The organism is Amycolatopsis sp. NBC_00345, assembly GCF_036116635.1.
In the GTDB taxonomy this organism is placed as follows: domain Bacteria; phylum Actinomycetota; class Actinomycetes; order Mycobacteriales; family Pseudonocardiaceae; genus Amycolatopsis.
The window spans coordinates 8,515,385-8,537,975 of the sequence record NZ_CP107995.1; the positions used below are offsets into that span (position 1 = coordinate 8,515,385).

The following is a 22,591-nucleotide window of genomic DNA, read 5'->3' on the forward strand; positions in this document are numbered from 1 at the left end:
AGCCGTGAACAGCCAAATGGTCCAGACCGGTTGACGGGCCGGGCGCGGGCTGCCTACCGTCGAGTCCCCGCCGCGTGTTTCCTCCAACCCGCTCACCCTGGAGGTTTCCCCGTCATGCCTCAGAGATCCCGGATCGCCAGAGTCCTCGGTGCCGTCGCGCTCACGCTCGGCGCGCTCGTCACCGTCCCGGTCGCCACGGCGCAGGCCGCCGACCTCCCCGCGTGCCAGCACTTCTACACCGGCCCGATCCCCGAGCGGCCGGTCACCGGCGGCCACGGGCCCGGCCCGCTCGTCGACCCCGTGGACGTGAGCGGACGGCTGCCCGCGCCCGGCGGAGTGAGCGGCGGGCTGGGCGCGGACGGCAAGGTCACGTTCACCTTCGCCCGCGTGCCCGGCGCGGTGGCCTACCGCGCGTTCCGCAACGGCCAGGCCCTGCAGTGGATCAGCGACTGGGGGCAGGCGAGCTTCCTCGTCACCGACGCCAGCCCGTGCCAGAACGCGAACTACCAGCTCTACGCGATGACCGCGGAGGACAACACCCCCGGCTCGCTCGGCCAGATCTCCACGTCCTACCGCGTGGACGGCTCGAACCAGCTCGCGCCGTACGCCATCGCCAAGGGCACCACGCTGAACTACAAGGTGACCTCGTACAACGACGTCGCCCAGACCGCGCTCGGGTACAGCGCCGGTCCCGGCTTCTGCGCCGTCGACGCGCGCAACATCCCTTGGGGGACAAGGATTTTCGTCCCCGGCTACGGGCACTGCTACGCGGCCGACATCGGCAGCTGGATCAAAGACGACATCGTGGACGTCTGGCTGCCCGGCTCGCAGGCCAACGACTGGGGCGTGCAGGGCCTGACGCTGACCGTCGAGTGAGCCCTGAAGGCCACCTTGAGGGCATATAGGTCCCTGAAGGTGGCCTTCAGGGCGAGTGATCACCACCGGTCGACGTGCAGGACCTCCGAAAGGGGACGGCGCGCGGCCGGCTTGAAGGTGTCGCCGGTGTAGTAGGCCGTGGGGATCAGCGCGGCCTGGTGGACGTCGTCCGGCAGGCCGAGGATCTCCGCGGCCTCCTTCTCGTAGCCCAGGTGCAGCGTGGTCCACGCCGTGCCGAGCCCCAGCGAGCGCGCGGCCAGCATGTAGCTCCACACCGCGGGCAGCAGCGACGCCCACATCCCGGCCTGGTTCCCGTCCGGGAGGGTTGTGGAGCCCGTTTTCAGGCACGGGATCAGCAGCACCGGCACGTCGCCCATGTGGTCGGCGAGGTACTCGATGCTGCCGCCGGTGCGCTGCTGCACGGGCGCGCGCCGCGGGTCGTCGGCGAACAGCTTGCCCGCGAAGCCCGAGGACGCCATGTACTCGTACGTCGCGCGCCGGTACAGGTCGCCGATGGCCGCGCGCTGCTCGGCGTCGGTGACCACGATCCACTGCCATTCCTGGCGGTTCGAGCCGCTGGGCGCCTGCAGCGCGATGGTCAGCGCCTGCTCGATCAGCGCCATCGGCACCGGTCGTTCGAGGTCGAGCCGCTTGCGGACGGTACGGGTGGTGGTCAGCAGTTCTTCAGGGTTCACCGGTTCACCACTTGTCGTGTACGAGAGGACGGATGAGTTCTTCGTAGGTCGCGCGGACGCCGGCGGCGGCTTCCTCCGACAGCGGCGCAAGCCCGGCCGCGACGGTATTGCCGCGTGCCTGCTCCGGGTTGCGCGCGCCCGGGATGACGACGCTGACGCCCAGCTGGTCGAGGATCCAGCGCAGCGCGAACTGCGCCACCGTCTGACCTTCCGGCACCAGCCCGCGCAGCCGTTCGACGGCCTCCAGCCCGACGTCGAACGGAACACCCGAGAATGTCTCGCCGACGTCGAACGCCTCGCCGTGGCGGTTGAAGGTGCGGTGGTCGTCGCTGCCGAACGTGGTGCTCGCGGAGTAGCGGCCGGACAGCAGGCCCGAAGCGAGCGGCACCCGCGCGATGATCCCGGCGCCGGCCTCCACCGCGGCGGGCAGCACCCGCTCCAGCGGCTTGAGCCGCAGACAGTTCAGGATGATCTGGACGGACGCCACGTTCGGCCGGGCGAGCGCGGCCAGCGCCTCGTCGCAGGTCTCGACACTGACGCCGTAAGCCTTGATCCGGCCCTCGTCGACCAGCTCGTCCAGCGCGTCGTAGACCGCGTCCGAGGAGTACACCGGCGTCGGCGGGCAGTGCAGCTGGACCAGGTCGAGGGTGTCCATGCCGAGGTTGCGGCGGGACCGGTCGTTCCATTCGCGGAAGTTCTTCTCGACGTAGTTCTCCGGCACCTGGTCGAGCCGCCGGCCCATCTTCGTGGCGACGAAGACGCTGTCACCGCGTTCCGCCCGGAACCGGCCGACCAGCGTCTCGCTGCGCCCGTCGCCGTAGACGTCGGCGGTGTCGAAGAACGTCACGCCCTCGTCGGCGGCCGCGTGCAGCACGGCCATCGCGTCGGCTTCGTCCACGGCGCCCCAGTCGGCGCCCAGCTGCCAGCAGCCCAGCCCCACGGCGGAAACCTCACGCCCGAGCCGGGTGATCTTGCGCGTCTCCATGGCGGCGATCCTAGGCTGACCGACCGCCCGCCTACTCGTGAGTGTTCAGGCCGGTTCTAACCGGCGCTGCCACTCACAAGCTCGGGATGGCGAACGTCGCCCACACGTACTTGCCCCCATCGCAGGGCTCGTAGCCCCACATCTGCGACAGCGCGTGCACCAGCTGCAGGCCACGGCTGCGCGCGGCCGCCGGCGACGGCTCCTTGAGCTGCGGCACCTCGGTGCCCGCGTCGAACACGGACACCACCAGCTGCCCGTCCGTGAAGCGCAGTTCGAGCCGCTCCGGCCGCTCGCCGTGCTCGAACGCGTTGGTCACCAGCTCGGACGTCGCCAGCAGCACGTCGTCCCGCGAGTTCTCGTCCACACCGAGGTCCGTGAGGGCTTCGCGGACGACGCTGCGGGCGATGGCGGGCGCGGTGATGTCGTCCGGGAGCGCCAGGCGCACGGTGATGGGTGCCGCCGTGGCTCGCGTCCGCATCCTCGACATCGTCATGGGCGTCCACACCTCCCGACCTGTCCGTCAGTTTCTCGCACCGGCTAACTACCCAACCGGGTGGCCGCCGAATCAGGTGCCTTCGGTGATGTCAGTCTCGACCAGTCCCGTCCGCAGTTTCTTCAGGGTCGCCGCCAGCAGGCGCGAGACCTGCATCTGCGAAACCCCCACGCGGCGGGCGATGTCCGACTGGCTCATCCCCGAGCCGAAGCGCAGCGCGACGATCTTGCGCTCCCGCTCCGGCAGGCTCTCCAGCATGGGCCGCAGGGCTTCCCGCAGCTCCGCCTGCCCGAGGTTCGAGTCCGGCGCGCCGAAGCGCGTGTGGGCCGAGTTCTCCAGGAGGTTGTCCAGCGAGGCGCCGTAGCGGCCCTGCCCCGCGCGCAGGCCCTCGTAGACGTCCTCCATCGGGACGCCGAGGTGGTACGCGATCTCACTCGGGCGCGGCGCGCGCGAGAGCCGCACGGTCAGCTCCTCGCGGGCGGCCGAGATGTTCGCGTTCAGCTCCTTGAGCCGCCGCGGCACCCGCACCGACCAGCTGTTGTCGCGGAAGTGGTGGCGCAGCTCGCCGGAGATCGTCGGCACGGCGAACGCCAGGAAGTCGGTGCCCTGCGAGGGGTCGTACCGGTCGACGGCGTGGATCAGCCCGACGGTCGCGATCTGCACGAGGTCGTCCATCGCCTCGTCGCGGTTGCGGAACTTCCGGGCCAGGTTGCGCGCCAGCTCCAGGTGCTCGCGCACGAGCTGGTCCCTGATCTCCTCACGGCGCGGCGAGCCGTCCGGCAGCCCGGCCAGCTCGTCGAACAGCGACGCCACATCGGTGGACCCGTCGCCTTCGGCGGGGTTCGTCACGAGCGGGCCGCCTCGCTCTCCCGCACGAGCTGGACCCGGGAGAGGTAACCGCCGTCGGCCGGCGTCACGGTGCGGCGGGCCGAGGTGGCCAGCGCGGTGAGCAGCTGCCAGGACAGACCGGTCTCGTCCGCGTGGTCCGGCGCGTCGGAAAGCACCGAGACGGTGACCTCGATACGGCCCTCGATCCACGAGAACACGCAGGTCAGCTTGCCGTCGGCGGCCGACGGGAGCAGCATCGAGCACGCTTCGTCCACCGCCATCCGCAGGTCCTCGACCGCGTCCAGGTCGAAGTCCTGCCGCATCGCGATGTCGGCCACGATGGTGCGCAGAGTGGGCACCACGTGCGGAATCGCCGCCGTCCGGACCTCGATGAGCTGGGCGTCTTCCCGATCGAGCGGGGCGTTCTCCTCCACGTGCTGTCCTCTCTCCGGCTCACAAGGGCCGTGTCCTGCGCTTGCCCGGTCCACGAGATGCCCGGGGTGTGAGCAAACCAAACCCGCGTTTGATTCGCGCGACCGGCGGGCATGTAGCGGTCGGAGAAAGTGATCCCGGGGAAGGTGGGGACGAGATGGCTGACGTGAGCCGGCTGCCCAATGTGGTGTCGGAAGAGTGGGAGTGGCAGCTGCAAGGGTCCTGCCGCGGCGCGGACAGCAGCCTCTTCTTCCACACCGACAACGAGCGCGGGTCCGCCCGCGAGCGCCGCGAGTCGCGCGCGAAGGCGATCTGCCAGACCTGCCCCGTGCTGGCGCAGTGCCGCCGGCACGCGATGACCGTCCAGGAGCCGTACGGCATCTGGGGCGGCCTCGGTGAGATCGAGCGCCGTGAGCTGTTCCTGCGGCAGCGCCGCGCGAAGCGCAAGACGGTCTCCACGCACTAGACCACCCCCATGGCTTGACGTCCCGCGTGCCGGCACCGGCACGCGGGCGGACGTGTGTCACGCCCCAGGCCAGTGCCGTCGCCCGGCCCGGATACCCCCGTCCGGCGCTTGACGCCGGGCCCGGGCGTGCCGGTCCCCGGGACAGGTGGCGGCCGTCGCGGGCACGGCTGCCCGCTGGGTTAGGGTTGGGTTTCCAGATGCCTGGAACCGTGACACGGTTGCCGCTTGAGACAACAGGCGCGTACCGGCGCAGCAGCAGCGCCTGACGAGGAGAAACTGCATGCCCGCAGCCGACCAGAACGCCACCCCGCCCGGGTTCGGCATCACGCTGGACACCAGGGCCGCCGAGCCCAGGGTGGTGGTCACCGGTGAGCTCGACCTGCTCACCAGCCCGCAGCTGCAGGAAGCCCTGGCCGGGTTGATCGCGGACAAGAGCTCGCAGCGCGTGGTGGCCGATCTGACCGGGGTCACCTTCTTCGACTCCTCGGCACTGAACGTGGTCCTGCACGCCCAGCGGCAGGCCCGTGAGCAGGACGTCGAGCTCGCGGTGGTGCCCAGCTCCGCGGTGAGCCGCGTCATCGAACTCACGGGCGTGGCCGAACACCTGAGCGTGTCGGAGGAACCGCCCGCCTGATCCCCGATACGGTCGCGCGGACCTGAATTCCGTCGTCGACCTGGGGGACAAGCACGATGATGGGGCGCACACACGCCCTGACCGGCTGGTGCGCGGGCCTGGCCCTCGCACCCGCCGTCGGAGCGGGCACGGTGCACCAAGCGGTGGTCTTCGGGGCCACCACGGCCGGGTTCGCCCTGCTGCCGGACCTCGACCACCCCAGCGCCAGCGCGTCACGCCTCTTGGGCTGGCTGACCGGCGCGCTGTCCTGGCTCCTGCGTCGCGTCTCGGCGGCGGTGTACGCGCTGACCAAGGGACCTCGCGACGAGAAGGTGACCGGTACGCACCGCCACCTTTCGCACACCGTGCTGTTCGCCGCGGGCCTCGGCGCCGCGACGGCGGCGGGCACGGCGGCCGGCGGGCCGTGGGCCGTGTTCGGGGTGGTGGTCTTCGGGCTCCTGCTGGCCGAAGGCGCGCTGGGCGACTGGCTGCTGCCGGTGAGCGGCGCGGCCGTGGCGTGGTGGTACTTCACCGCGCCGCCGGACCACGCCGCCCAGCTCGAGCAGATCTCCGGCTGGCTGGGCTTTGCCGTCGCCGCCGGCTGTTTTGTGCACTGCCTCGGCGACTCGCTCACCGAGTCGGGCTGCCCGTTCCTCTTCCCCCTGCCGATCGCCGGCGAGACCTGGTACGAGATCCGCCCGCCGAAGGCGATGCGGATCCGCACCGGCAAGAAGGTCGAGACGCGGCTGGTCTTCCCGGTGTTCGTGGTGGTGGGCGTGTTGCTGGTGCCCGGCGTGTGGCAGTGGACGACGGCCACGGCCGAGCGGTTGTTCAGCCCTCCGGTGTCCCAGTCCGCGACGCCCTGAAGCGAGAGCTCTTCGGGCAGAGTCAGTTCACCGTCCGGCGGATTCCGCCTGGCCGGCACCACCGCCTGGGAGCAGGTGAAGGCCGGGATCAGCTGGGTGACGCCGGACGAGTTCGAAGCCGACGTGACCTACGTCGACGACCAGGCGTTCGCCGGCCTGACCGCGGCCGACCTGCTGGAGCGCCTGCCGGAGCGCGGTGAGCACGCGTTGCTCCTGGTCGTCGACGAGACGACGATCCGCTCCCCGAGCACCCGGTCCTGATCGTGGACCTCGGCTCGGAGCCCGACACCGTCCAGGAGATCGAAAACAACCTCTCGATCGCCAACATGGACTGGGAGGATTTCGCCGACGGCGTCGACGAGGACGGCGTGCGCCGGGACCACCTGCTCTACGGCCGTGCCGAGGACCTGCCAGACCGCATAGCCAGACCGCATAGCCGCGGCGCCGAAAGTCGTTGCCCAGTCAGCGATCCCGGCCCTCCGACGCCGCGGCCCGCGACGCCGTGAACCGCGCGATCCGCTCGGCCGCCGCCGCGGTGTCGGAGTAGTCGCGAGAGTGGACGATCTTGCCGTCGCGGACGGTCAGGACCATGGCGTAGGTCGAGGTGAACGGCTCGCCGTCGAACTCGCCGTGCAGGTCGAACTCGGTCACCAGCACCTCGGGGTCGGCGGTTTCGTGCACCACGACGTTCCCGGCCTTGGTCATCCGCCGCACCTGCGCGGCCGCGCGGAAGCGCTCGCGCAGCTCCTCGCGGCCCTGGGTCAGCCGCGGCACGCCCGCGGGCGTGAACGGCATCTCGATCACCACGTCCTCGGCGTAGAGGTCGGCGAGGTCGTCCCAGCGGTTCTCCACGGAGGCGTCGAGGAAGCGCTGGAAGACGGTCTTCGCGCCGATCATGGTCTTCGCGGCGTCGGTGTTGGGGAAGTCACGGTAGACGGTGACCTCGCCGTCCCGGACGGTCAGCAGCCCGACCGACGACGGGAAGCGGTAGTCCTCGCCGGTGTGCGGGTTGTGGCCCTCCGCCACGAGTTCGACGACGAAGCCGTCGGCGCTCTCCCACGTGGTGACCTGTACCTTCTCCAGGCCGAGGGCACGGGCGCGCTCGCCGCCGGCGGCCAGCGCGGCGAGGATCGCGGCGCGGCCTTCGACGCGGTGGCCCAGGAAGGGGAGTTCGTAGACGGCATCGGCGGCGAAGACGTCGGCCATCGGCGTGACGTCGAAGGACTGCATGCCTTGGGCGACGAGCTGCGAGATTTCGGACACGGTCCGGGTCATCAGGACTTCTCCAGGGAAGAATGGGGTTGAATCGGAACGGTGCACCCGCTTCCGACGATACGGAGTGAGCGTTCCGCTTGTCAACAAGATCGAGGAGGACACCCGTGACCAAGCCAGTGCTGCGCGCCGACGCGCGCCGGAACCGGGCCCGGGTGCTGGCCGCCGCCGAGGAGGCCTTCGCGGCCGACGGGCTGGCCGTCCCGCTCGACGACATCGCGCGCCTCGCGGGTGTCGGCGCGGGCACCGTCTACCGGCATTTCCCCAGCAAGGAAGCGCTGTTCCAGGCCGTTGTGCTGGAACGGCTGGAGCAGTTCGCCGTCGAGGCGCGCGAACTCGCGGACGCCGAAAACCCGGGCGAGGCGTTTTTCGACTACTTCACCCGCGTGATCAAGCAGGCCTCGCTCAACCGCGCGATCTGCGAAGCGCTCGGCGAGACCGGCGGGTCGGCGTACAAGGCCGAGGCGGGCTCCGAGTTCCGCACGAACCTGGCCGCGCTGCTGGAGCGGGCCCAGGCCGTCGGCGCCGTCCGCAAGGACATCGACGGCGAGGACCTGCGGGCACTGATCGTGGGCGCGCTGGCGGTCGAGCGCTACTCGCCGGACAGCCGGCACCTGGTGCGGGTGCTGGTGGACGGGCTGCGCTGCGTCTAGACCGGCAGGTCGCGGTGCTTGCGCAGCGGTGAGACCAGCAGGATCGCCGACGCGGCCAGCGTTCCGGCGCCCGCCACGAACAGCGCCGTGCGCATGCCCGCGGCCTCGGCGACCAGCCCGCCGAGCAGGCTGCCGACCGGCGCGGCGCCGAAGATCAGCGTCTGCGAGACCGAGCTGACCCGGCCGAGCAGCCGCCGCGGGGTGACGGCCTGGCGGAAGCTCACGCAGAACACGTTCATCGTGATGATCCCGAAGCCGGAGCCGAATCCCCCGGCGAAGTACCAGAGCAGCCCCCAGCCCGGCCCGGTCAGGCCGACGAGCGGGAGCGAACCGCCGTAGAGCACCGCGGCCGCGCACAGGACCCGCGCGCCGCCGAACCGGTCGCCGAGCCCGCGCGCGGTGAAGCCGGCGAGGATCGCGCCGGTGAGCATGGCGCTGCTGAGCAGGCCGATCATCCCCGGCGAAAGGCCGATCTCGCGGTTGAGGAACACCACCGTGATCGCCATCTGCATGGACTGGAACGTGCTGGAGACGGCGCCGTGGACCGTGATCGCGAGCAGGATCCGGTTGCCCGCCACGGCTTTCAGGCCTTCGGCGATCTCACGGCGCAGGTGGCGTTCGGCCGGTTCCGGGTGCACGTCGGGGGTCTGGATCCGGCGTAGCCACAGCGCGGACCACAGGTAGGACAGGGCATCGACGGCCATCGCGCCCGCGCTGCCGGCGACCTGCACCACGACGCCGCCGACGCCGGGCCCCGTGACGGCGGCGACGGACATGTTCGTCTGCAGGCGCGCGTTGGCTTCCGGGAGCCGGTCGGGCTCGACCAGGTGGGGCACGTACGTCTGGTGCGCGACGTCGAAGAACACGCTCAGCGCACCGGCCAGCAGGACCACGGTGAACAGCTGCCCGAGCGTCAGCACCCCGCACAACGCGGCGACCGGGATCGAGCCGAACAGCGCGGCGCGGCCGAGGTCGGCGGCGATCAGCACCGGCCGGTGCCGCATCCGGTCGCACCACGCGCCGACCTGCAAACCCAGCAGCAGGTACGGCAGCGTCGCCAACGTGCGCAGCAGCGACACCTCCAGCACGGACGCGGACAGCGTCGTCGCCGCGAGCAGCGGGATCGCGAGGAAGTCGATCCGGCTGCCGACCTGGCTCAGCGCGTCGGCGAGCCAGAGCCGCCGGAAGTCGGGAATCCGCAACACGCCGCCCTTGGCGGCCACCCCAGGTTCAGCCACTTCCGCACCTTGGCAGAGCTGCTAGCTGTTGGGCAAGAAACTTGCGTAGGTTGAACTCAACTTGCACGGTCGGTAACGGAGCATAAGATCAACGCGACTAGTCCTCGTACCTGTGCTTCGTCACGGCGAGGGAGGTGCCGCGTGTCGAATACGGTCCCGACCTGGGGTTCGGTGGTAGTGACCGGGCTGGCCGGGTTCGCGATGGGCCTGCTGGTCGCCGCGTTGCTCGTCGCGGGCAACAGCCCACATCCGTCCGAGTCTTCGGACAGCACGCCGTCTCTTCCGTCCACTTCGCCGCCCGCCCAACCCGTCACGGTCACCGTCACGGGCGCCGCGCCGCCGCCGGTCACCGTCACCACGCAGCTCCCGCCGGACCCGCCGAGCACAACGACGTCAACGGTCTCGGTCACCCAGCCGCCGCCGATCCCGGTCTCCGGCCCGCCCACCTCACTCGGCCCGTCTTCGGCGTTTATGCCGGGTGGGATCTCTTCGCGGTGGTGACGCGACTCGGCCGGTCACCGCAGTTGTGGTGACCGGCCGAGTCCTGTTTCGGGCGGCGGGGGCTCAGCCGACGTCGCGGCGGCGCCAGCCGGCCAGGCCCGCGGCGAGCGCCGCGGCGGCGACCACCAGCAGCCAGACCAGCGGCGTCGCCGTGAACTCCTGGCCCGGCAGCTTCGGCGGGTGCTGGAACGGCGAGACGTCCAGCACCGCCTGCGGCGCGTTCACCACCGGCCCGAACAGGCTGATCAGCAGCGCCAGCGCGCCCACTGCCCACGACGCGCCGGTGAACTTCGGGAACAGCCCGAAGATCAGCGTCGCCAGCCCGATCACCACCCACGCGGCGGGCACCTGCACGAGGACCGCCAGCAGCATGTCGCCGACCGAGCCGCCGACGTCGCCGGAGCGCAGGCCGTTCGCCAGGCCGAGCACGACGCCGCCGACCAGCACCAGCAGCGCGGTGCCGAGGAAGGCGAACACCAGGTGGCTCGCGGCCCAGCGCAGCCGGCCGACCCGCGTCGCGAGCAGCGGCTCCAGCCGGACGGCCGTCTCCTCGGTGCGCATCCGCAGCGTCGCCTGGACGCCGTAGAGCGACGCCAGCATCGCGAACAGCCCGACCATCGTGCTGAGGAAGGCGTCGACGATCGCGTCGGTGCCGCCGAGGCGCTCGAAGATCTCCTTCGTCTGCTCGGTCTGGCCGACCAGCCCGGTGATGCCGCTGGCGATCGAGCCGAAGACCGCGCCGCCGACGGCGAGCCCGATCACCCAGCCGAGCAGCGGGCCGCGCTGCAGCCGCCAGGCCAGCGCGAACGGCGAGCGCAGCGACGGCGCGGCTTCGGCCGGGCCAGGGCGCGGCGGGATCAGGCCGACGCCGAAGTCTCGGCGCGGCAGCAGCGCGTACCCCACGGCGCCGACCACGAGCGTCGCCGCGACCGGCAGCACGAGCACCCACCAGCGTTCGCCCGCGAACGGCCGCAGCTGCTGCGACCAGCCGAGCGGCGAGAGCCAGGAGAGCCAGTGCGCGTCCGAGGTCGAGTCACCCGCGCCGCGCAGCAGGAAGGCGACGCCGACCACGGCCGTCCCGATGCCGTTTGCGGTGCGCGAGTATTCCGCCAGCTGCACGGCGACGGCGGCGACGGCCGTGAAGACCAGGCCCGACAGCGCGATGCCCGCGCCGAACGCCAGCGCGCCCGCCGCCGGCAGCTTCGCCCCGATCAGCGTGACCACCTGGATCACGCCGATCACCAGGCTCGCCCCGGCCGAGACGACGACCGCCGAGGTCAGCGCCGCGTACCGACCGACCACAGTGGACGCCAGCAGCTCGGCGCGGCCGGAGTCCTCCTCCGCGCGGGTGTGCCGGGTGACCGTGAACACCACCATCAGCCCGATGATCAGCGCGAGGATCCCGCCCATCCGCCAGGCGATGAACCCGCCCGCGGTGTTGAGGTCGAACGCCGGGCCGTAGAGCAGTCCGAACGACGGGTTCGCGGCGGCGCCGGCGGCGAGCGCGGCCCGGCTCGCGGCCGTCGGGTAGAACTGGGCATAGGTGCCGACGGTGCTCGCCGGCACGATGCTGAGCAGGACGATCCAGATCGGCAGGATCACGCGGTCGCGGCGCAGCGCGAGGCGGGTCAGGTGCCAGGTGCCCACCAGCGAGTGGGCGCGCGCGGCGACCGGCGCCGGGCGGCTGAGGGTGGCGGTCACTTCCCCGCCTCGACGGTCTCTTCGGTGTAGTGGCGGAGAAAAAGCTCCTCGAGCGTCGGCGGCTGGCTCACCAGACTGCGCACGCCGACCTGAGTGAGCTGGCGCAACGCGTCGTCCAGCGAGCGCGTTTCGACGTCGAAGCGGACGCGGTTGCCGTCGACCTTGAGGTCGTGCACGTCGGCCAGCTTCGCCAGCCCGTTCGGCGGCCCGGCCAGCTCCGCGGTGATGGACGTGCGGGTGAGGTGGCGCAGCTCGGCGAGCGTCCCGGACTCGACCGTGCGGCCGTTGCGGATGATGCTCACCTTGTCGCACAAGGCTTCCACCTCGGCGAGGATGTGGCTGGAGAGCAGCACGGTGCGGCCCTGGGCGCGCTCTTCCTGGATGGCCTCCTGGAAGGTGGCCTCCATCAGCGGGTCGAGGCCGGACGTCGGCTCGTCGAGCAGCAGAAGGTCCACATTGGACGCCAGCGCGGCGACGATGGCGACCTTCTGCCGGTTGCCCTTCGAGTAGGCGCGGCCCTTCTTGCGCGGGTCGAGGTCGAACCGGTCGATGAGATCCTTGCGGCGGCGCTGGTCGAGCCCGCCGCGCAGGCGGCCGAGCAGGTCGATCACCTCGCCGCCGGAGAGGTTGGGCCAGAGGCTGACGTCGCCGGGCACGTAGGCCAGCCGGCGGTGCAGGCTCGCGGCGTCCTGCCACGGGTCGCCGTCGAGCAGCCGGACCTCGCCGGCGTCGGCGTGCAGCAGCCCGAGCAGGACGCGGACGGTGGTGGACTTCCCGGCGCCGTTCGGGCCGAGGAAACCGTGTACTTCCCCCACGGGAACCTGGAGATCGAGGCCATCGAGGGCCTGCGTCCGGCCGAACGACTTGCGAAGGCCGGAGATGGAGATGGCGTTTCCCATGCCTCGGAAGCTACACTGATTTCATGAAGTTGTGAAGTTAAGAAAATGTCTGGATAGACTGATCTTGCTGGGGCGATACGAGAGGATGGTCGAATGACGACGCCTGAGACGAAACGCGACGAGGACGCCGTCCGTCGGTATGTCGAGAGCCTGGGCCTGGTCCTGTCGCAGATCGGCATGCAGCGCATGGCCGCGCGCGTGTTCGCGGCCCTGATGACGACCGACGAGGGCCAGCTGACCGCGTCCGACCTGGCCGCACAACTGTCGGTCAGCCCGGCGGCCGTCTCCGGCGCGGTCCGCTACCTGGAACAGGTCGGCCTGGTCACGAAGGTCCGCGAACCAGGCGAACGCCGCGACCACTACCGCCTGTACGACGACCTCTGGTACGCCACCTTCCTCAAGCGCGACCGCTTCCTGCTCATGTGGCGCGACGCCGCGGAGGAGGGCATCGGCGCCCTCGGCGCGGATACCCCTGCGGGCAAGCGTTTGGCTGAGATGCAGGACTTCTTGTCGTTTGCCCTCAAGGAGATCACCGGTTTGTACGACCGGTGGCACGCGGAGCGGCAGAAGGGGAAGTAGGGCCCGGCGCCTTCGTCTTCGTGCGTTGGATTGGCGCCTGGGCTGGACGACCTTCACGAGGCGCTGCGGGATCCGGTGCCTTCCGTCGGGCGCCGGCCGGGTTCGCTTGGCCCCGGCCCCGGCCCCGGCCCCGGCCCCTGCCCTGGCGCCTTCGTCTTCGCGTGCTGCCCTCGTGTGCTGCCTTTGCCCGGCGCTTTCGCTTTCGCCTGGTCCTTTCGTCTGGTTCCGCCGACGTTCGCTAGTCGCCACGAGGTTCGGTGACTAGCGCCCGGCGCCACGGGCGGCGACCCTCACCCCGGTGCGGTGCGGTGCGGTGCGGTGCGGTGCGGTGCGGTGCGGTGCGGTGCGGTGCGGTGCGGTGCGGTGACCCTTGCCCGGCGATCCGAGTTCGGCGCCCCTCGCCCCTCGCCCGGTGCCCGCGGGACCCTGCGACTCTCACCCGGTGCTGCCGGGTCCCGCCGACGTTCGCCCATCGCTGCTGGCGCTCGGCAATGTTCACCGGCCGCCGCTGGCCCGGCCACCTGCTGCCCGACTATCAGCCCTGCAGCCTGCTCGGCCGCGGTCCGATCATTCGCCTCGCCTCGCCCGGCCCCGTCGCTTGTCCGGTCGCTTGTCCGGTCGCCTGCCCATTCGCGTCTGTCCGGCCGCGCCTACCCGCTCCCGTCTCCCGTCTCCCGTCTCCCGTCTCCCGTCTCCCGTCCAGCGTTGCCCGTGCCCACACCGTCCGAACCGTTTCCACCCCGGCCCGTGCACCCACCCAGAAGTCTCCCTCACCCGCGGCCGGCGGCGGCACGGAAACGGTCCCCGCGAGGCCGTTTATCCACATCGGACCACCCCTGTGGACAACTCCGATCGAGCGGCCGGAAGTGACCGGCCCCGCGGTTAGGGTCGACGACATGGCACTCCTTCCGTTTCTCCTGGCCGCGCCACTGCTGGTGGTGCAGGCGGTGCGGGTCCGGCGCAGCACGCCGAGGCTGCCCGGCGCCGCCGGTCCGTCGAGGGCGTCGTCGAGGGCGTCGTCGGTGGTGGCGCGGTCCTTCGGCTCGCCGTCCTGGGCGAGTCCACGGTGGACGGGGTCGGCGCGGCGACCCACGAAGAGGCACTCACCGGGCAGCTCGCCCGGCAGCTGGCCGGGCGGCTGGGCCGTCGGGTGCAGTGGCAGGCGCTCGGGCGCACGGGCGCGAACGCGCGAGTAGTCCGCCAGGACCTCGTCCCCCGGCTGAAACCCGCCGACCTCCTCGTGGTCGTCCTCGGCGTCAACGACACCATCGAGCTGCACTCCGCCGCCCGGTTCCGGCGAGACCTCCTGGACGTCGTCGTCGAGGCGCGCCGGCGGATCGGGCCGGTGCCCGTCCTCGTGGCCGGGGTGCCGCCGATGGCGCGGTTCCCCGCGTTGCCACGGCCGTTGCGAGACGTGCTCGCCGCGCGGTCGGGCGAGCTGGACCGCGCGGCGGCCGAGCTGGCGAAGCTGCCATGGGTCGGCTACGCCGAGATGGACCCGGCGCTGCTGCACGAGGGGACCTTCGCCGACGACCGGTTCCATCTCGGGCCGGTGGGCTACCGGGACTGGGCCGAGGCGCTCGCGGACGTCGCGGAGAGTTTACTGACCGTCACAGATCGTCGGCATCCGTAGTAACGCGCCACCCATCTGACCAGCGATTTCGAAAAGTTTCGGGAAAAAGGCTCCTCTCCGTGTATCTGGGTGCACCCTGGATGCGTCTTATGGAGCAGCCGAGGAAAAAGGGGAGAGCACGATGCCTACCGAAACGAACGAAGAGATCAAACCGATCGCCACTGTTCCGCCGGTGACCACCGAGGCGGCGCCGCACCTGCCCGAGCGGAAGGGCCTCGACCCGGACGGCAACCACGAGCCGATGGACGAGCCCGCGAAGGTCGGTTAGCTCTGGGGGGAGACGGGCGGTGTCCGGGAGCCGAGGGGGCTGCCGGACGCCGTCTGCCGGGTGGGACTCGGGGGAGGAACCCATCCGGCGGGGCCTGCGGGGGCAGGCCCGAAGTAGTGGGAGGGGATATCGGCCGGCGCGGGGTCACCCGCGCCGGCCGGTGAAAACAGCCGAATTGATCGAACAAGTAAGCGACCAGATGTATCCCAGCGCACTCTGCACGCTCCTTCCCCCTGAAGGACCCACGACACCGCCGATGACGTCAAGAGACTTCCGCAGCGAGACAGATACGGTGACCGACGTGCAAACCACCGAGGTAGACCCGCCATGGGAAGGCCTGACCGGCGCCGAGCTGCACGCTGCCTGCATGGAGGCGGCCCGAGCCGGTGACCGGCAGGCGATGGCGAAACTCGTCGACGAGCTGACGCCGCTCGTCTGGCACGTCGCGCGTGCGAACGGCCTCGACCGCCAGGTCGCCGAAGACGTCGTGCAGACCGTGTGGCTCGCGCTGTTCAGCCAGCTGGACAAGCTGCGGGACCCGCGCGCGCTGGCCGCGTGGCTGATCACCACCACCCGCCGCGAGGCGACCCACCCGTTCGGCCGCCGGATCCAGCCGGTGCCGCTGAGCGACGAGTTCGCCGAGAACCTGCCGAGCACCCAACCCGCACCCGAGGAGGAAGCGATCCGCGCCGACCGAGACCGTCGTGTCTGGCGCGCCTTCCTCAGGCTGCCCACCCGCTGTCAGGAGTTGCTCCGGCTGACCGTGCTGGCCGGGCGCGCCGAGTACCGCGCGGTCGCCGAAGCCATGCGCATGCCACGTGGCAGCGTCGGACCCACCAGGGGTCGTTGCCTCGACTCGATGCGCGATCTCCTCGCAGGAGAAGGGGGCGGTCGATGAGCGACATCGGCACGCCGGGAGGAGGCAGAGCGATGCCGGACGACGATGAAATCCTGCTCGCGGACATCGGTCGTTTCCTCGACGAGATAGACCCGCCACCGGATGATCTGGTGCAGCGGGTCCAATTCGCGCTGGAACTGGAGAACCTCGACGTCGAGGTCGCGCGCTGGGAACGGCTCGACGAGCTCGCCGGCGTCCGCAGCACGGCCACGGGCACGATCACCTTCACAGTCAGCGACCTGACGGTGATGATCAACCTGACCAAGATCGGCAAAACGCACCGGATCGACGGCTGGCTGGTGCCCGCCGGCGAGTACGAAGTGGAGGTGCGCGTGGCCGAACAGGGCACGTTCGCCACCGTCGCCGACGAGGGCGGCCGGTTCGTGCTGGAGAGCGTGCCGCAGGGCACGACCCAGATCCTGGTTCATATCGGTGCGGGCCCGCACCGCCGGACGGTGGTGACTCCGACGGTTGTGCTCTAGAAGCCGGAGAACCCGGACGGGTGTTATGGCGTGTGACGGGGGTGTGCTCCCATAGAGCGCGTGTCCGCGCCGCTGCCCGTTCTCGATCGTGTGACCGCTGCGGCGACCGATCTCGTCAGGCGAGGGCGCGCGGCCGCTTCCGATCAGCGTCCGGCGGTCGCGGTGCGGCTGCTCCGGCAGTCGCTGTCGCTGATCACGCGGACAGCCGAGCCGGGGCCCGAGCTGCTGGTGCTGCACACCCGAGCGCTCATCAGCCTGGCCGCGGCCGAGGCGGAGGTGACCTCCACCGAGGCCGGGCTGGCGCACCTGCAGGCGGCCGAGACGGCCCGGCTGCGGCTGCCCGAGGGCGGACTCCGGGGTGAGCTGCGGCTGATCGTCATCATCCAGCGAGGCGTCATCTTCATGCGCGCCGGCAGGTTCCGGGAATCGCTGGCGGCCTATGACACCGTGCTGCCGGGCATCGAGGCCGAAATCCACGACAACGGGTTCATCCTGGTCTCGGTGCTCAACAACCGGGCGCTGGTGCACATGGCGATGAACAACCCGGACGCCGCGCAAGCCGACCTGAACCACGCGCTCGCGCTGGCCGTCGACCACGGTCACCCCCGGCTCGAGGGCAAGACCCGGCAGAACCTGGGTGACCACGCGCAGCTCGTCGGCGACGTTCCCCAGGCGCTGTCCAGTTACGAGCAGGCCGCCCGCATCCTCACCACGGAATCGCCCGGCTCGCTGCCGCTGATCCGGCTCGACCAGGCCCGTGCGCTGCTCACCGCGGGCCTCGGCGAGGAGGCGGCGCGTCACCTCGACGAGGCGTTGCCCGCGTTGCGGGACAACGGGTCCGGCCAGCACATCGCCGAGGCCGAGGTCGCCCGCGCGGCCGCCGCGCTGCTCGAAGGCGACTTCGCGCTGGCCCGCAAGTTCGCCTCGGACGCCCGCCGGCGCTTCCTGCGCCGCGGCAACCGGACGTGGGCCGAGATCGCGGGCCTCGCCCGGCTTCGCGCCGACGTCCACAAGATCCTCTCCGGCGACGGCGCGAAGTCGTCGCCGCGGCTGCCCAAGGAACTGGTGTCGCTGGCGGAGCGGCTGGCCGGCCTCGGTCTGCGCGACGAGGCCGCCGTCGCACGCCTGCTGGCCGTCCGGCTTCTGTTGCGGCGCAACGAAGTCGAGGAGGCCACCGCCGTGCTCGCCCGCGTGCCGAAGCCGCGCGCGACAACGCCGGTCGACCACCGGATGCTGCTCCGGCTGTGCCGCGCCGAGCTCGCCGTGGCCACGGACCGGCCGCGCTCGGCGTTGGCCCAGGCACGCGCGGGCCTGCGTGAGCTGGGCATGATCCGCGACCGGATGGGCGGGCTCGACCTGGTCTGCGGCACCGCCGTGCACGGTGAGGAACTGGGCCGGCTCGCGATGCGCCTGGTGCTCCGGCGCGCGCGGCGCAACGCGGCGGGCGCGCGCCGGATGTTCGCCTGGCTGGAGCGAACCCGCGCGCAGGTGTACCGGTACGAGCCGCTGCCGGTGATCGAAGACCCGGTGCTGGCGCGCAACATCACCGAGATGCGCCACATCCAGCGCATGATCCAGCGCGCCCGGCTCGAGGGCGAGCCCGTCAAGGCGTTGGAGCAGCGCTACACCCACCTTCAGCAGGAGGCGAGCCGGCTCGGCTGGTACACGAGCCAGTGGGGCCGCCCGCGTCCGGTCGCGACGCCCGACGAGGTCGTGGAGCAGCTCGGCGAGCGCGTGCTCGTCAGCCTCGTGCCCTACAACAGCCAGCTGTATTCGGTGGTCGTCGACCGCGGCACGTTCCGGCTGCTCAAGCTCGGCCCGCTCGCCGACATCGTCGAGACGGCGACCCAGCTGCACGCGGACCTCGACGCCCTCGCACCCGACCTGCTGCCACTGCCGCTGGCGGAGGCGGTGGGCGCGTCCGCGCGCGTCCGCGCGGACAAGCTGGACCGGCTGATTTCCGCGTCGCTGGTCAAAACGCTGGACGACCGTGAGCTTGTGATCGTCCCCATTGGACAGTTGTACGCGCTGCCGTGGGGCGCGCTGCCGTCGCTGCGGGGGCGCGCGGTGTCGATCGCGCCCTCGGCGACCGCGTGGATCACGGCGAAGCGCCGGACCACTGAGGGCCCGGTGCTGCTGGCCGGCGGGCCAGGGGTGCCGGGTTCCGTCGGCGAGGTGAGCAAACTGCGCTCGGTGTACCCGGACGCGCGGCTGGTCGACGGCGACGACGCCACCAGCCAGGCCGTGCTCGCCGCCCTCGACGGCACCCGGTTGGCCCACCTGGTCGCGCACGGCGCGCACGAGCCCGCGAACGCACTGTTCTCCCGGCTGGAACTCGTGGACGGTCCACTGTTCGCCCACGAGACGGCGCGGCTGGCCCGGCCGCCGGAAAGTGTGGTGCTCGCCGCCTGCGAACTCGCGATGAGCCACATCCGCCCCGGTGAGGAAGCCCTCGGCTTCGCGGGCACGCTGCTGGCCGGCGGCTCGCGCACGGTGATCGGCGCCGTCGCACGGGTCGGCGACCGCGCGGCCGCGGACACGATGGCCGACTTGCACCGCCGCCTCTCCACCGGCACGCCCCCCGCGCTCGCACTGGCCGAAGCCATCGCCATCGACCCGCTCCGACGGCCCTTCGTCTGCCTCGGCGCGGGTTGATCGCGTGGGTTGATCGCGCTGGTTGATCGACTGCACGGGGTACCCGGCGTGCGGGCTGGTCGGCCGGGAGCCTGCCCAGCGCGGCCTGGTGAACTGCGCTCGCCAGCCCGCGCTGACCGGCCACGTCATCGATGGGGGTTGTGGGCCGAGCCGACCACCGGCCGGCCCGGCCCGTAAACCCGTCGATGAACGCGGCCGGTCCGGCTGGTCGAGGGGAGCCTCAGCCGAGGAAGTCCGCGAGCGGCACCGGCGTCAGGCCGTCCTTTTTGGCCTGCGCGAGGAAAGCCTCGTAGTCCTCTTTGAAGGTCTTGCGGAAGTGCATCAGGACGATGTCGCCGGGGCGGAGCTTGTCGCCGACCTGGAACTGGACCACGCCGTCGTTCACCGAGGCGGACCAGAGGACCGCGACGCGCATGCCGCAGTTCGCCGCGGCTTGCAGGGTGTTCTGGTCGTAGTTGCCGAACGGCGGGCGGAAGAGCGTGGGGCGGACGCCGAGCCCGGTCTTGAAGGCGTCGGCGTCGTCGCAGATCTCCTTCTGCTGGAAGGCGAGCGGCTTGCCCTTGAGGTTCGGGTGGTTGACGGTGTGGTCCCCGAGCACCGCGCCGGTGGTGTCCAAGATGGACTTGAAGTACGCCTCGTGTCCCTTGACGTAACGCTGGTTCAGGAACAGCACCGGGTGACCGCCCGAGTGCTGGATCTCCTCGAGTGCGGACGGGTCCTTCACCGCGCCGTCGTCCATGGTGATGAAGACGTACGGCTTGTCCGTGGTGATGCGGCGGACCACGCCGACCTTGCCGTCCTTGACAGCCGGTGCTTTCGCCTGCACGGTGCCGAACGGGTAGGGCCCGCCGGGCGCCGGCGTGGGGGCCGCGGCCGCCGCGGGATTCGGCTGACTGGGCTGGCCCGCCTGCTCGGCGGGTGACGAACAGGCCGTCAGTCCTAAAAGGCCCACCACCGCCACAACCAGACAACGCCGCACCATTCCGGATTCCCTCCCGTAGAACACGTTCGGAGGACGCCCGGTTGGGATCGGGGTTGTTTGGTGTGGTTCAGCGCACTCGCGTCAACGCCCGTTCTCGGCCGCTTTGACCAGTTGTGCCGAGAGGATCCTGATCAAGCCGCTCAGCGCGGCGCGCGCGATCGGGCCGGCGCCGGGCACCGACTCGGTGAACGAGCCCGTCCAGCGCAGGTCCGTGCCGCCCGCGGCGTTCGGGGTGAAGAGCACCTCCGCGCGGTAGTCCTTGAACGGCGCCGGGCCGGCCAGGGTGTAGACGTGCCGCCGGTCGGGCTCGTACTCCAACGTCTCCTCGCGCACCAGCAACGGCCACAGCCCGAGTTCACGGATCGCGCCGACGCCGCCCGCGTCCTCGGCGCCGCGACTGGCCCAGCGGGACTGGACGATCAGCGGGCGGGCCCAGGTCGACCACAGTGAACCGTCGCTCTCCAGCCGGAACAGCGCGGCCGGGGTGGCTTTGCTCACCCGGTTGACCTCGAACGAATAGCGGCGACCCGGCATCAACGACCTCCAGCGGCTTGTTGACGGAAAGATAATTAAGCCCTTCGATCAGCGTAGGTCAAGATGGGTGCGTGACGCGCCCCGACTTCGCCGCACCCCACTGGCTGGTCCAGCTCCTGCGCCCGAAACCGGTGCCCATTCCCTGGAACATGGTGGCCCGCGCGGTGATCGCACTGGCGACGCCGCTGGCTGTCGCGTACGCGGCGGGGGACATCGCCGTCGGCGCGCTGATTTCGACGGGTGCCCTGCCGGCGGTGCTGTCCGAGGCCGCCGGCCCCTACCGCTACCGCGCCCGGCGGCTGGGCGGCGCGACGCTCGCGGCCGTCGCGGGGTACTTCGTCGGCCTGCTGACGGGCGGCTCACCGGCCTGGTCGATCCCGGCGGTCGTGCTGGTCGCGGCCGTCTCGGCGCTGATCAGCGCGGCCGGCAGCAACGCGTCGGTGGCGGCGCTGCAGATGTTCGTGTTCTGCGTGCTCGGCACCGCCCAGCACGCGACCGGCCTGCGGGTGGAGGTGCTGTTCGGCTACTTCTGCGCGGGCGCGGCGTGGAGCCTGCTGGTCGCGCTGGTGACGTGGACCGTGCGCGCCACCAGCTCCGAGCGCACGGCCGTCGCGCACGTGTACATCGAGCTCGCCGCCATGCTGTCGGCCACCGACGAGCCGACCTCGCGCGCCGCCCGCAACCAGCTCACGACGGCCATGAACACGGCGTACGACCGCCTGCTGACGGCCCGCTCGTGGCTCTCCGGCCGCGACGCCGCGTACCGGCAGCTGCTGAACCAGCTGTCCGCCACCACCCCCGCCGTGGAGGCCTCGGTCGCGCTGGTGAATGCGGGCCGCCGCCCGCCCGGCGACGTCATCGAGTACCTCACCGGCGCCGCGGCGTCGGTGCTGGCGACCCAGCCGTTGCCTCCTCCGCCGCCCGCGCCGGAGGAGGGCGCCGACCCGGTGCTGAAGGCGTTGTACGCGGGCCTCGCGCGGATCGAGAAGGGCGACGACCGGCAGCGCCGCGCGACTGTGTCGCCGTACCGCCGGGTGCGGGAGTGGGCGGGCTCGCTGGTGTCCGGCCCGCTGACCTGGGTCGCCGCACTGCGGCTGACGGTGTGCGTCGCGGTGGCCGAAGTGGTGGCGCTGCTGGTGCCGTTCGAGCGGACGTACTGGATCACGCTGACCGTCGGTGTCGTGCTGAAGCCGGACTTCGGCTCGGTCTTCGGCCGCGCGGTACTGCGCGGGCTGGGCACGGTGGCGGGCGTCGGCCTCGGGGCGGTGGTGCTCGCGGTGGGGGCGCGCGGCTGGCTGCTGGTGGTGCTGATCGCGCTCTTCGCGGGCGGCGCCGCGGTGGGGAAGGTGCGCAACTACGGCATGCTCGGCACCTTCGTGACGCCGCTGATCATCCTGCAGATGGACCTCGCGAACACCGGCAGCTGGACGGTGGTGCTCGCGCGGCTGGTCGACACGGTCTCGGGCTGCCTGATCGTGCTCGTGATCGGTTACCTGCTCTGGCCGGGCTCACGGCGGCCGCAGGTCGGCGGACGGCTCGCGGACAGCTTCGACACGGTCGCGTCCTACGTCCGCTGCGCGCTGGTGGTCGCGTCGTCGGGGGAGGCGCGACTGGCCCGTTCGCGCGCCCGCCGCGCCGCCTACCGCGCGCTTTCGGACCTGCGGACGGCGTTCCAGCAGGTGATCGTGGAGCCCTCGCAGGCGGGACGGCAGGCCGTGGCGTGGTGGCCGGTGATCGCGGGGCTGGAACGCGTGGCGGACGCTGTCACGGAGGTCGCGGTAACCCTGGGCCGCGACGTGCCCCCACCGCCGCCCGAGGACGTCTCCCTGCTGACGGCCGCCTTGGCCGAGCTGGGCGCGGCCGTCCGCGAACAACGCGAGCCGGCGTCGGTCCCCCTGCCGGACGGCGACCAGCTTTCCGGCGTCGTCGACCAGCTGAGCACGACCTTCGACGCGGTCCGCGGCCCGGACCTGGTGGAACGCACTCCGTCCCGCCTGGTGCGGCGATTCCTCCCGTACCACCGGCGCACCTGAGCCGCGCGG

General features: G+C 71.4%; 24 protein-coding genes and 1 pseudogene. 14 read left to right on the top strand and 11 right to left on the bottom strand.

Annotated elements, in window-relative coordinates:
- Positions 1–114 precede the first annotated feature (114 nt).
- On the top strand, positions 115–876 hold the full coding sequence (locus tag OG943_RS38525) for a 3D domain-containing protein (protein ID WP_328605838.1): 762 nt from the start codon (positions 115–117) through the stop codon (positions 874–876).
- Positions 877–935: 59 nt separating this feature from the next.
- On the opposite strand, the gene OG943_RS38530 is transcribed toward OG943_RS38525, so the two are convergent.
- The 5 genes from OG943_RS38530 to OG943_RS38550 form a co-directional block, all read right to left on the bottom strand.
- Entirely contained in the window at positions 936–1,571 is a 636-nt protein-coding gene (locus OG943_RS38530; RefSeq protein WP_328605839.1) for a nitroreductase family protein, read from the bottom strand.
- 4 nt (positions 1,572–1,575) lie between these two features.
- Positions 1,576–2,556, bottom strand: a complete 981-nt coding sequence (locus OG943_RS38535; protein ID WP_328605840.1) for an aldo/keto reductase — start codon at positions 2,554–2,556, stop codon at positions 1,576–1,578.
- Between the two features lie 73 nt (positions 2,557–2,629).
- Complete coding sequence (locus OG943_RS38540; protein ID WP_328605841.1) at positions 2,630–3,049, bottom strand: ATP-binding protein; 420 nt, start codon at positions 3,047–3,049, stop codon at positions 2,630–2,632.
- 72 nt (positions 3,050–3,121) lie between these two features.
- Positions 3,122–3,898: a SigB/SigF/SigG family RNA polymerase sigma factor gene (locus OG943_RS38545; protein WP_328605842.1), complete on the bottom strand. Its 777-nt coding sequence runs from the start codon at positions 3,896–3,898 to the stop codon at positions 3,122–3,124.
- Positions 3,895–4,311, bottom strand: coding sequence for an anti-sigma factor (locus tag OG943_RS38550; RefSeq protein WP_328605843.1), 417 nt, complete (start codon positions 4,309–4,311; stop codon positions 3,895–3,897). Before OG943_RS38550 ends, OG943_RS38545 begins: the two co-directional genes overlap by 4 nt.
- Positions 4,312–4,466: 155 nt before the next feature.
- On the opposite strand from OG943_RS38550, the gene OG943_RS38555 reads away from it, so the two are divergent.
- The 4 genes and pseudogenes from OG943_RS38555 (at position 4,467) to OG943_RS48545 (ending at position 6,760) form a co-directional block, all read left to right on the top strand.
- Positions 4,467–4,775: a WhiB family transcriptional regulator gene (locus OG943_RS38555; RefSeq protein WP_091621823.1), complete on the top strand. Its 309-nt coding sequence runs from the start codon at positions 4,467–4,469 to the stop codon at positions 4,773–4,775.
- A 280-nt stretch (positions 4,776–5,055) separates the two neighbouring features.
- Positions 5,056–5,409: an STAS domain-containing protein gene (locus OG943_RS38560; protein WP_328605844.1), complete on the top strand. Its 354-nt coding sequence runs from the start codon at positions 5,056–5,058 to the stop codon at positions 5,407–5,409.
- Positions 5,410–5,468: 59 nt separating this feature from the next.
- Positions 5,469–6,254: a metal-dependent hydrolase gene (locus OG943_RS38565; protein ID WP_328612263.1), complete on the top strand. Its 786-nt coding sequence runs from the start codon at positions 5,469–5,471 to the stop codon at positions 6,252–6,254.
- A gap of 96 nt (positions 6,255–6,350) precedes the next feature.
- A pseudogene (locus tag OG943_RS48545) lies at positions 6,351–6,760 on the top strand (DUF6924 domain-containing protein).
- Here the strand turns inward: OG943_RS48545 and OG943_RS38580 are convergent.
- Positions 6,717–7,529: a nuclear transport factor 2 family protein gene (locus OG943_RS38580; RefSeq protein WP_328605847.1), complete on the bottom strand. Its 813-nt coding sequence runs from the start codon at positions 7,527–7,529 to the stop codon at positions 6,717–6,719. The pseudogene OG943_RS48545 and the gene OG943_RS38580 sit on opposite strands and share 44 nt — an antisense overlap.
- Before the next feature lie 104 nt (positions 7,530–7,633).
- On the opposite strand from OG943_RS38580, the gene OG943_RS38585 reads away from it, so the two are divergent.
- On the top strand, positions 7,634–8,179 hold the full coding sequence (locus tag OG943_RS38585) for a TetR/AcrR family transcriptional regulator (RefSeq protein ID WP_328605848.1): 546 nt from the start codon (positions 7,634–7,636) through the stop codon (positions 8,177–8,179).
- Here the strand turns inward: OG943_RS38585 and OG943_RS38590 are convergent.
- Entirely contained in the window at positions 8,176–9,417 is a 1,242-nt protein-coding gene (locus tag OG943_RS38590) for an MFS transporter (RefSeq protein ID WP_328605849.1), read from the bottom strand. The two genes, OG943_RS38585 and OG943_RS38590, sit on opposite strands and share 4 nt — an antisense overlap.
- Before the next feature lie 141 nt (positions 9,418–9,558).
- Here OG943_RS38590 and OG943_RS38595 point away from each other — a divergent pair, with 141 nt between their 5' ends.
- A complete protein-coding gene (locus tag OG943_RS38595) occupies positions 9,559–9,918 on the top strand; it encodes a hypothetical protein (protein WP_328605850.1) in 360 nt (119 codons plus the stop codon).
- A 63-nt stretch (positions 9,919–9,981) separates the two neighbouring features.
- Here OG943_RS38595 and OG943_RS38600 read toward each other — a convergent pair whose 3' ends face one another.
- Positions 9,982–11,619, bottom strand: a complete 1,638-nt coding sequence (locus OG943_RS38600) for an ABC transporter permease (RefSeq protein ID WP_328605851.1) — start codon at positions 11,617–11,619, stop codon at positions 9,982–9,984.
- Positions 11,616–12,518: an ABC transporter ATP-binding protein gene (locus tag OG943_RS38605; RefSeq protein WP_328605852.1), complete on the bottom strand. Its 903-nt coding sequence runs from the start codon at positions 12,516–12,518 to the stop codon at positions 11,616–11,618. The genes OG943_RS38600 and OG943_RS38605 overlap by 4 nt, the downstream gene beginning before the upstream one ends.
- 93 nt (positions 12,519–12,611) lie before the next feature.
- Here OG943_RS38605 and OG943_RS38610 point away from each other — a divergent pair, with 93 nt between their 5' ends.
- The 6 genes from OG943_RS38610 (at position 12,612) to OG943_RS38635 (ending at position 19,033) form a co-directional block, all read left to right on the top strand.
- A complete protein-coding gene (locus tag OG943_RS38610) occupies positions 12,612–13,097 on the top strand; it encodes a GbsR/MarR family transcriptional regulator (RefSeq protein ID WP_328605853.1) in 486 nt (161 codons plus the stop codon).
- A 1,066-nt stretch (positions 13,098–14,163) separates the two neighbouring features.
- Complete coding sequence (locus OG943_RS38615; protein WP_328605854.1) at positions 14,164–14,730, top strand: SGNH/GDSL hydrolase family protein; 567 nt, start codon at positions 14,164–14,166, stop codon at positions 14,728–14,730.
- Positions 14,731–14,851: 121 nt separating this feature from the next.
- Positions 14,852–14,998: a hypothetical protein gene (locus OG943_RS38620; protein ID WP_328605855.1), complete on the top strand. Its 147-nt coding sequence runs from the start codon at positions 14,852–14,854 to the stop codon at positions 14,996–14,998.
- Positions 14,999–15,290: 292 nt separating this feature from the next.
- Positions 15,291–15,896, top strand: coding sequence for an RNA polymerase sigma factor (locus tag OG943_RS38625; RefSeq protein WP_328605856.1), 606 nt, complete (start codon positions 15,291–15,293; stop codon positions 15,894–15,896).
- Positions 15,893–16,378, top strand: coding sequence for a carboxypeptidase regulatory-like domain-containing protein (locus OG943_RS38630; protein WP_328605857.1), 486 nt, complete (start codon positions 15,893–15,895; stop codon positions 16,376–16,378). The genes OG943_RS38625 and OG943_RS38630 overlap by 4 nt, the downstream gene beginning before the upstream one ends.
- Positions 16,379–16,438: 60 nt before the next feature.
- Positions 16,439–19,033, top strand: a complete 2,595-nt coding sequence (locus OG943_RS38635) for a CHAT domain-containing protein (RefSeq protein WP_328605858.1) — start codon at positions 16,439–16,441, stop codon at positions 19,031–19,033.
- A gap of 220 nt (positions 19,034–19,253) precedes the next feature.
- Here the strand turns inward: OG943_RS38635 and OG943_RS38640 are convergent, their stop codons facing one another.
- A complete protein-coding gene (locus OG943_RS38640) occupies positions 19,254–20,015 on the bottom strand; it encodes a polysaccharide deacetylase family protein (RefSeq protein ID WP_328605859.1) in 762 nt (253 codons plus the stop codon).
- Positions 20,016–20,096: 81 nt separating this feature from the next.
- Positions 20,097–20,549 carry an SRPBCC family protein gene (locus tag OG943_RS38645; protein WP_328605860.1) on the bottom strand — a complete coding sequence of 151 codons (453 nt, stop codon included), beginning with the start codon at positions 20,547–20,549 and terminating at the stop codon, positions 20,097–20,099.
- A 71-nt stretch (positions 20,550–20,620) separates the two neighbouring features.
- Between OG943_RS38645 and OG943_RS38650 the strand changes: the two genes are divergently transcribed.
- Positions 20,621–22,582 (top strand): FUSC family protein, encoded by a 1,962-nt coding sequence (locus tag OG943_RS38650; protein WP_328605861.1) that lies wholly within the window; start codon positions 20,621–20,623, stop codon positions 22,580–22,582.
- The last annotated feature ends 9 nt before the right edge of the window (positions 22,583–22,591 follow it).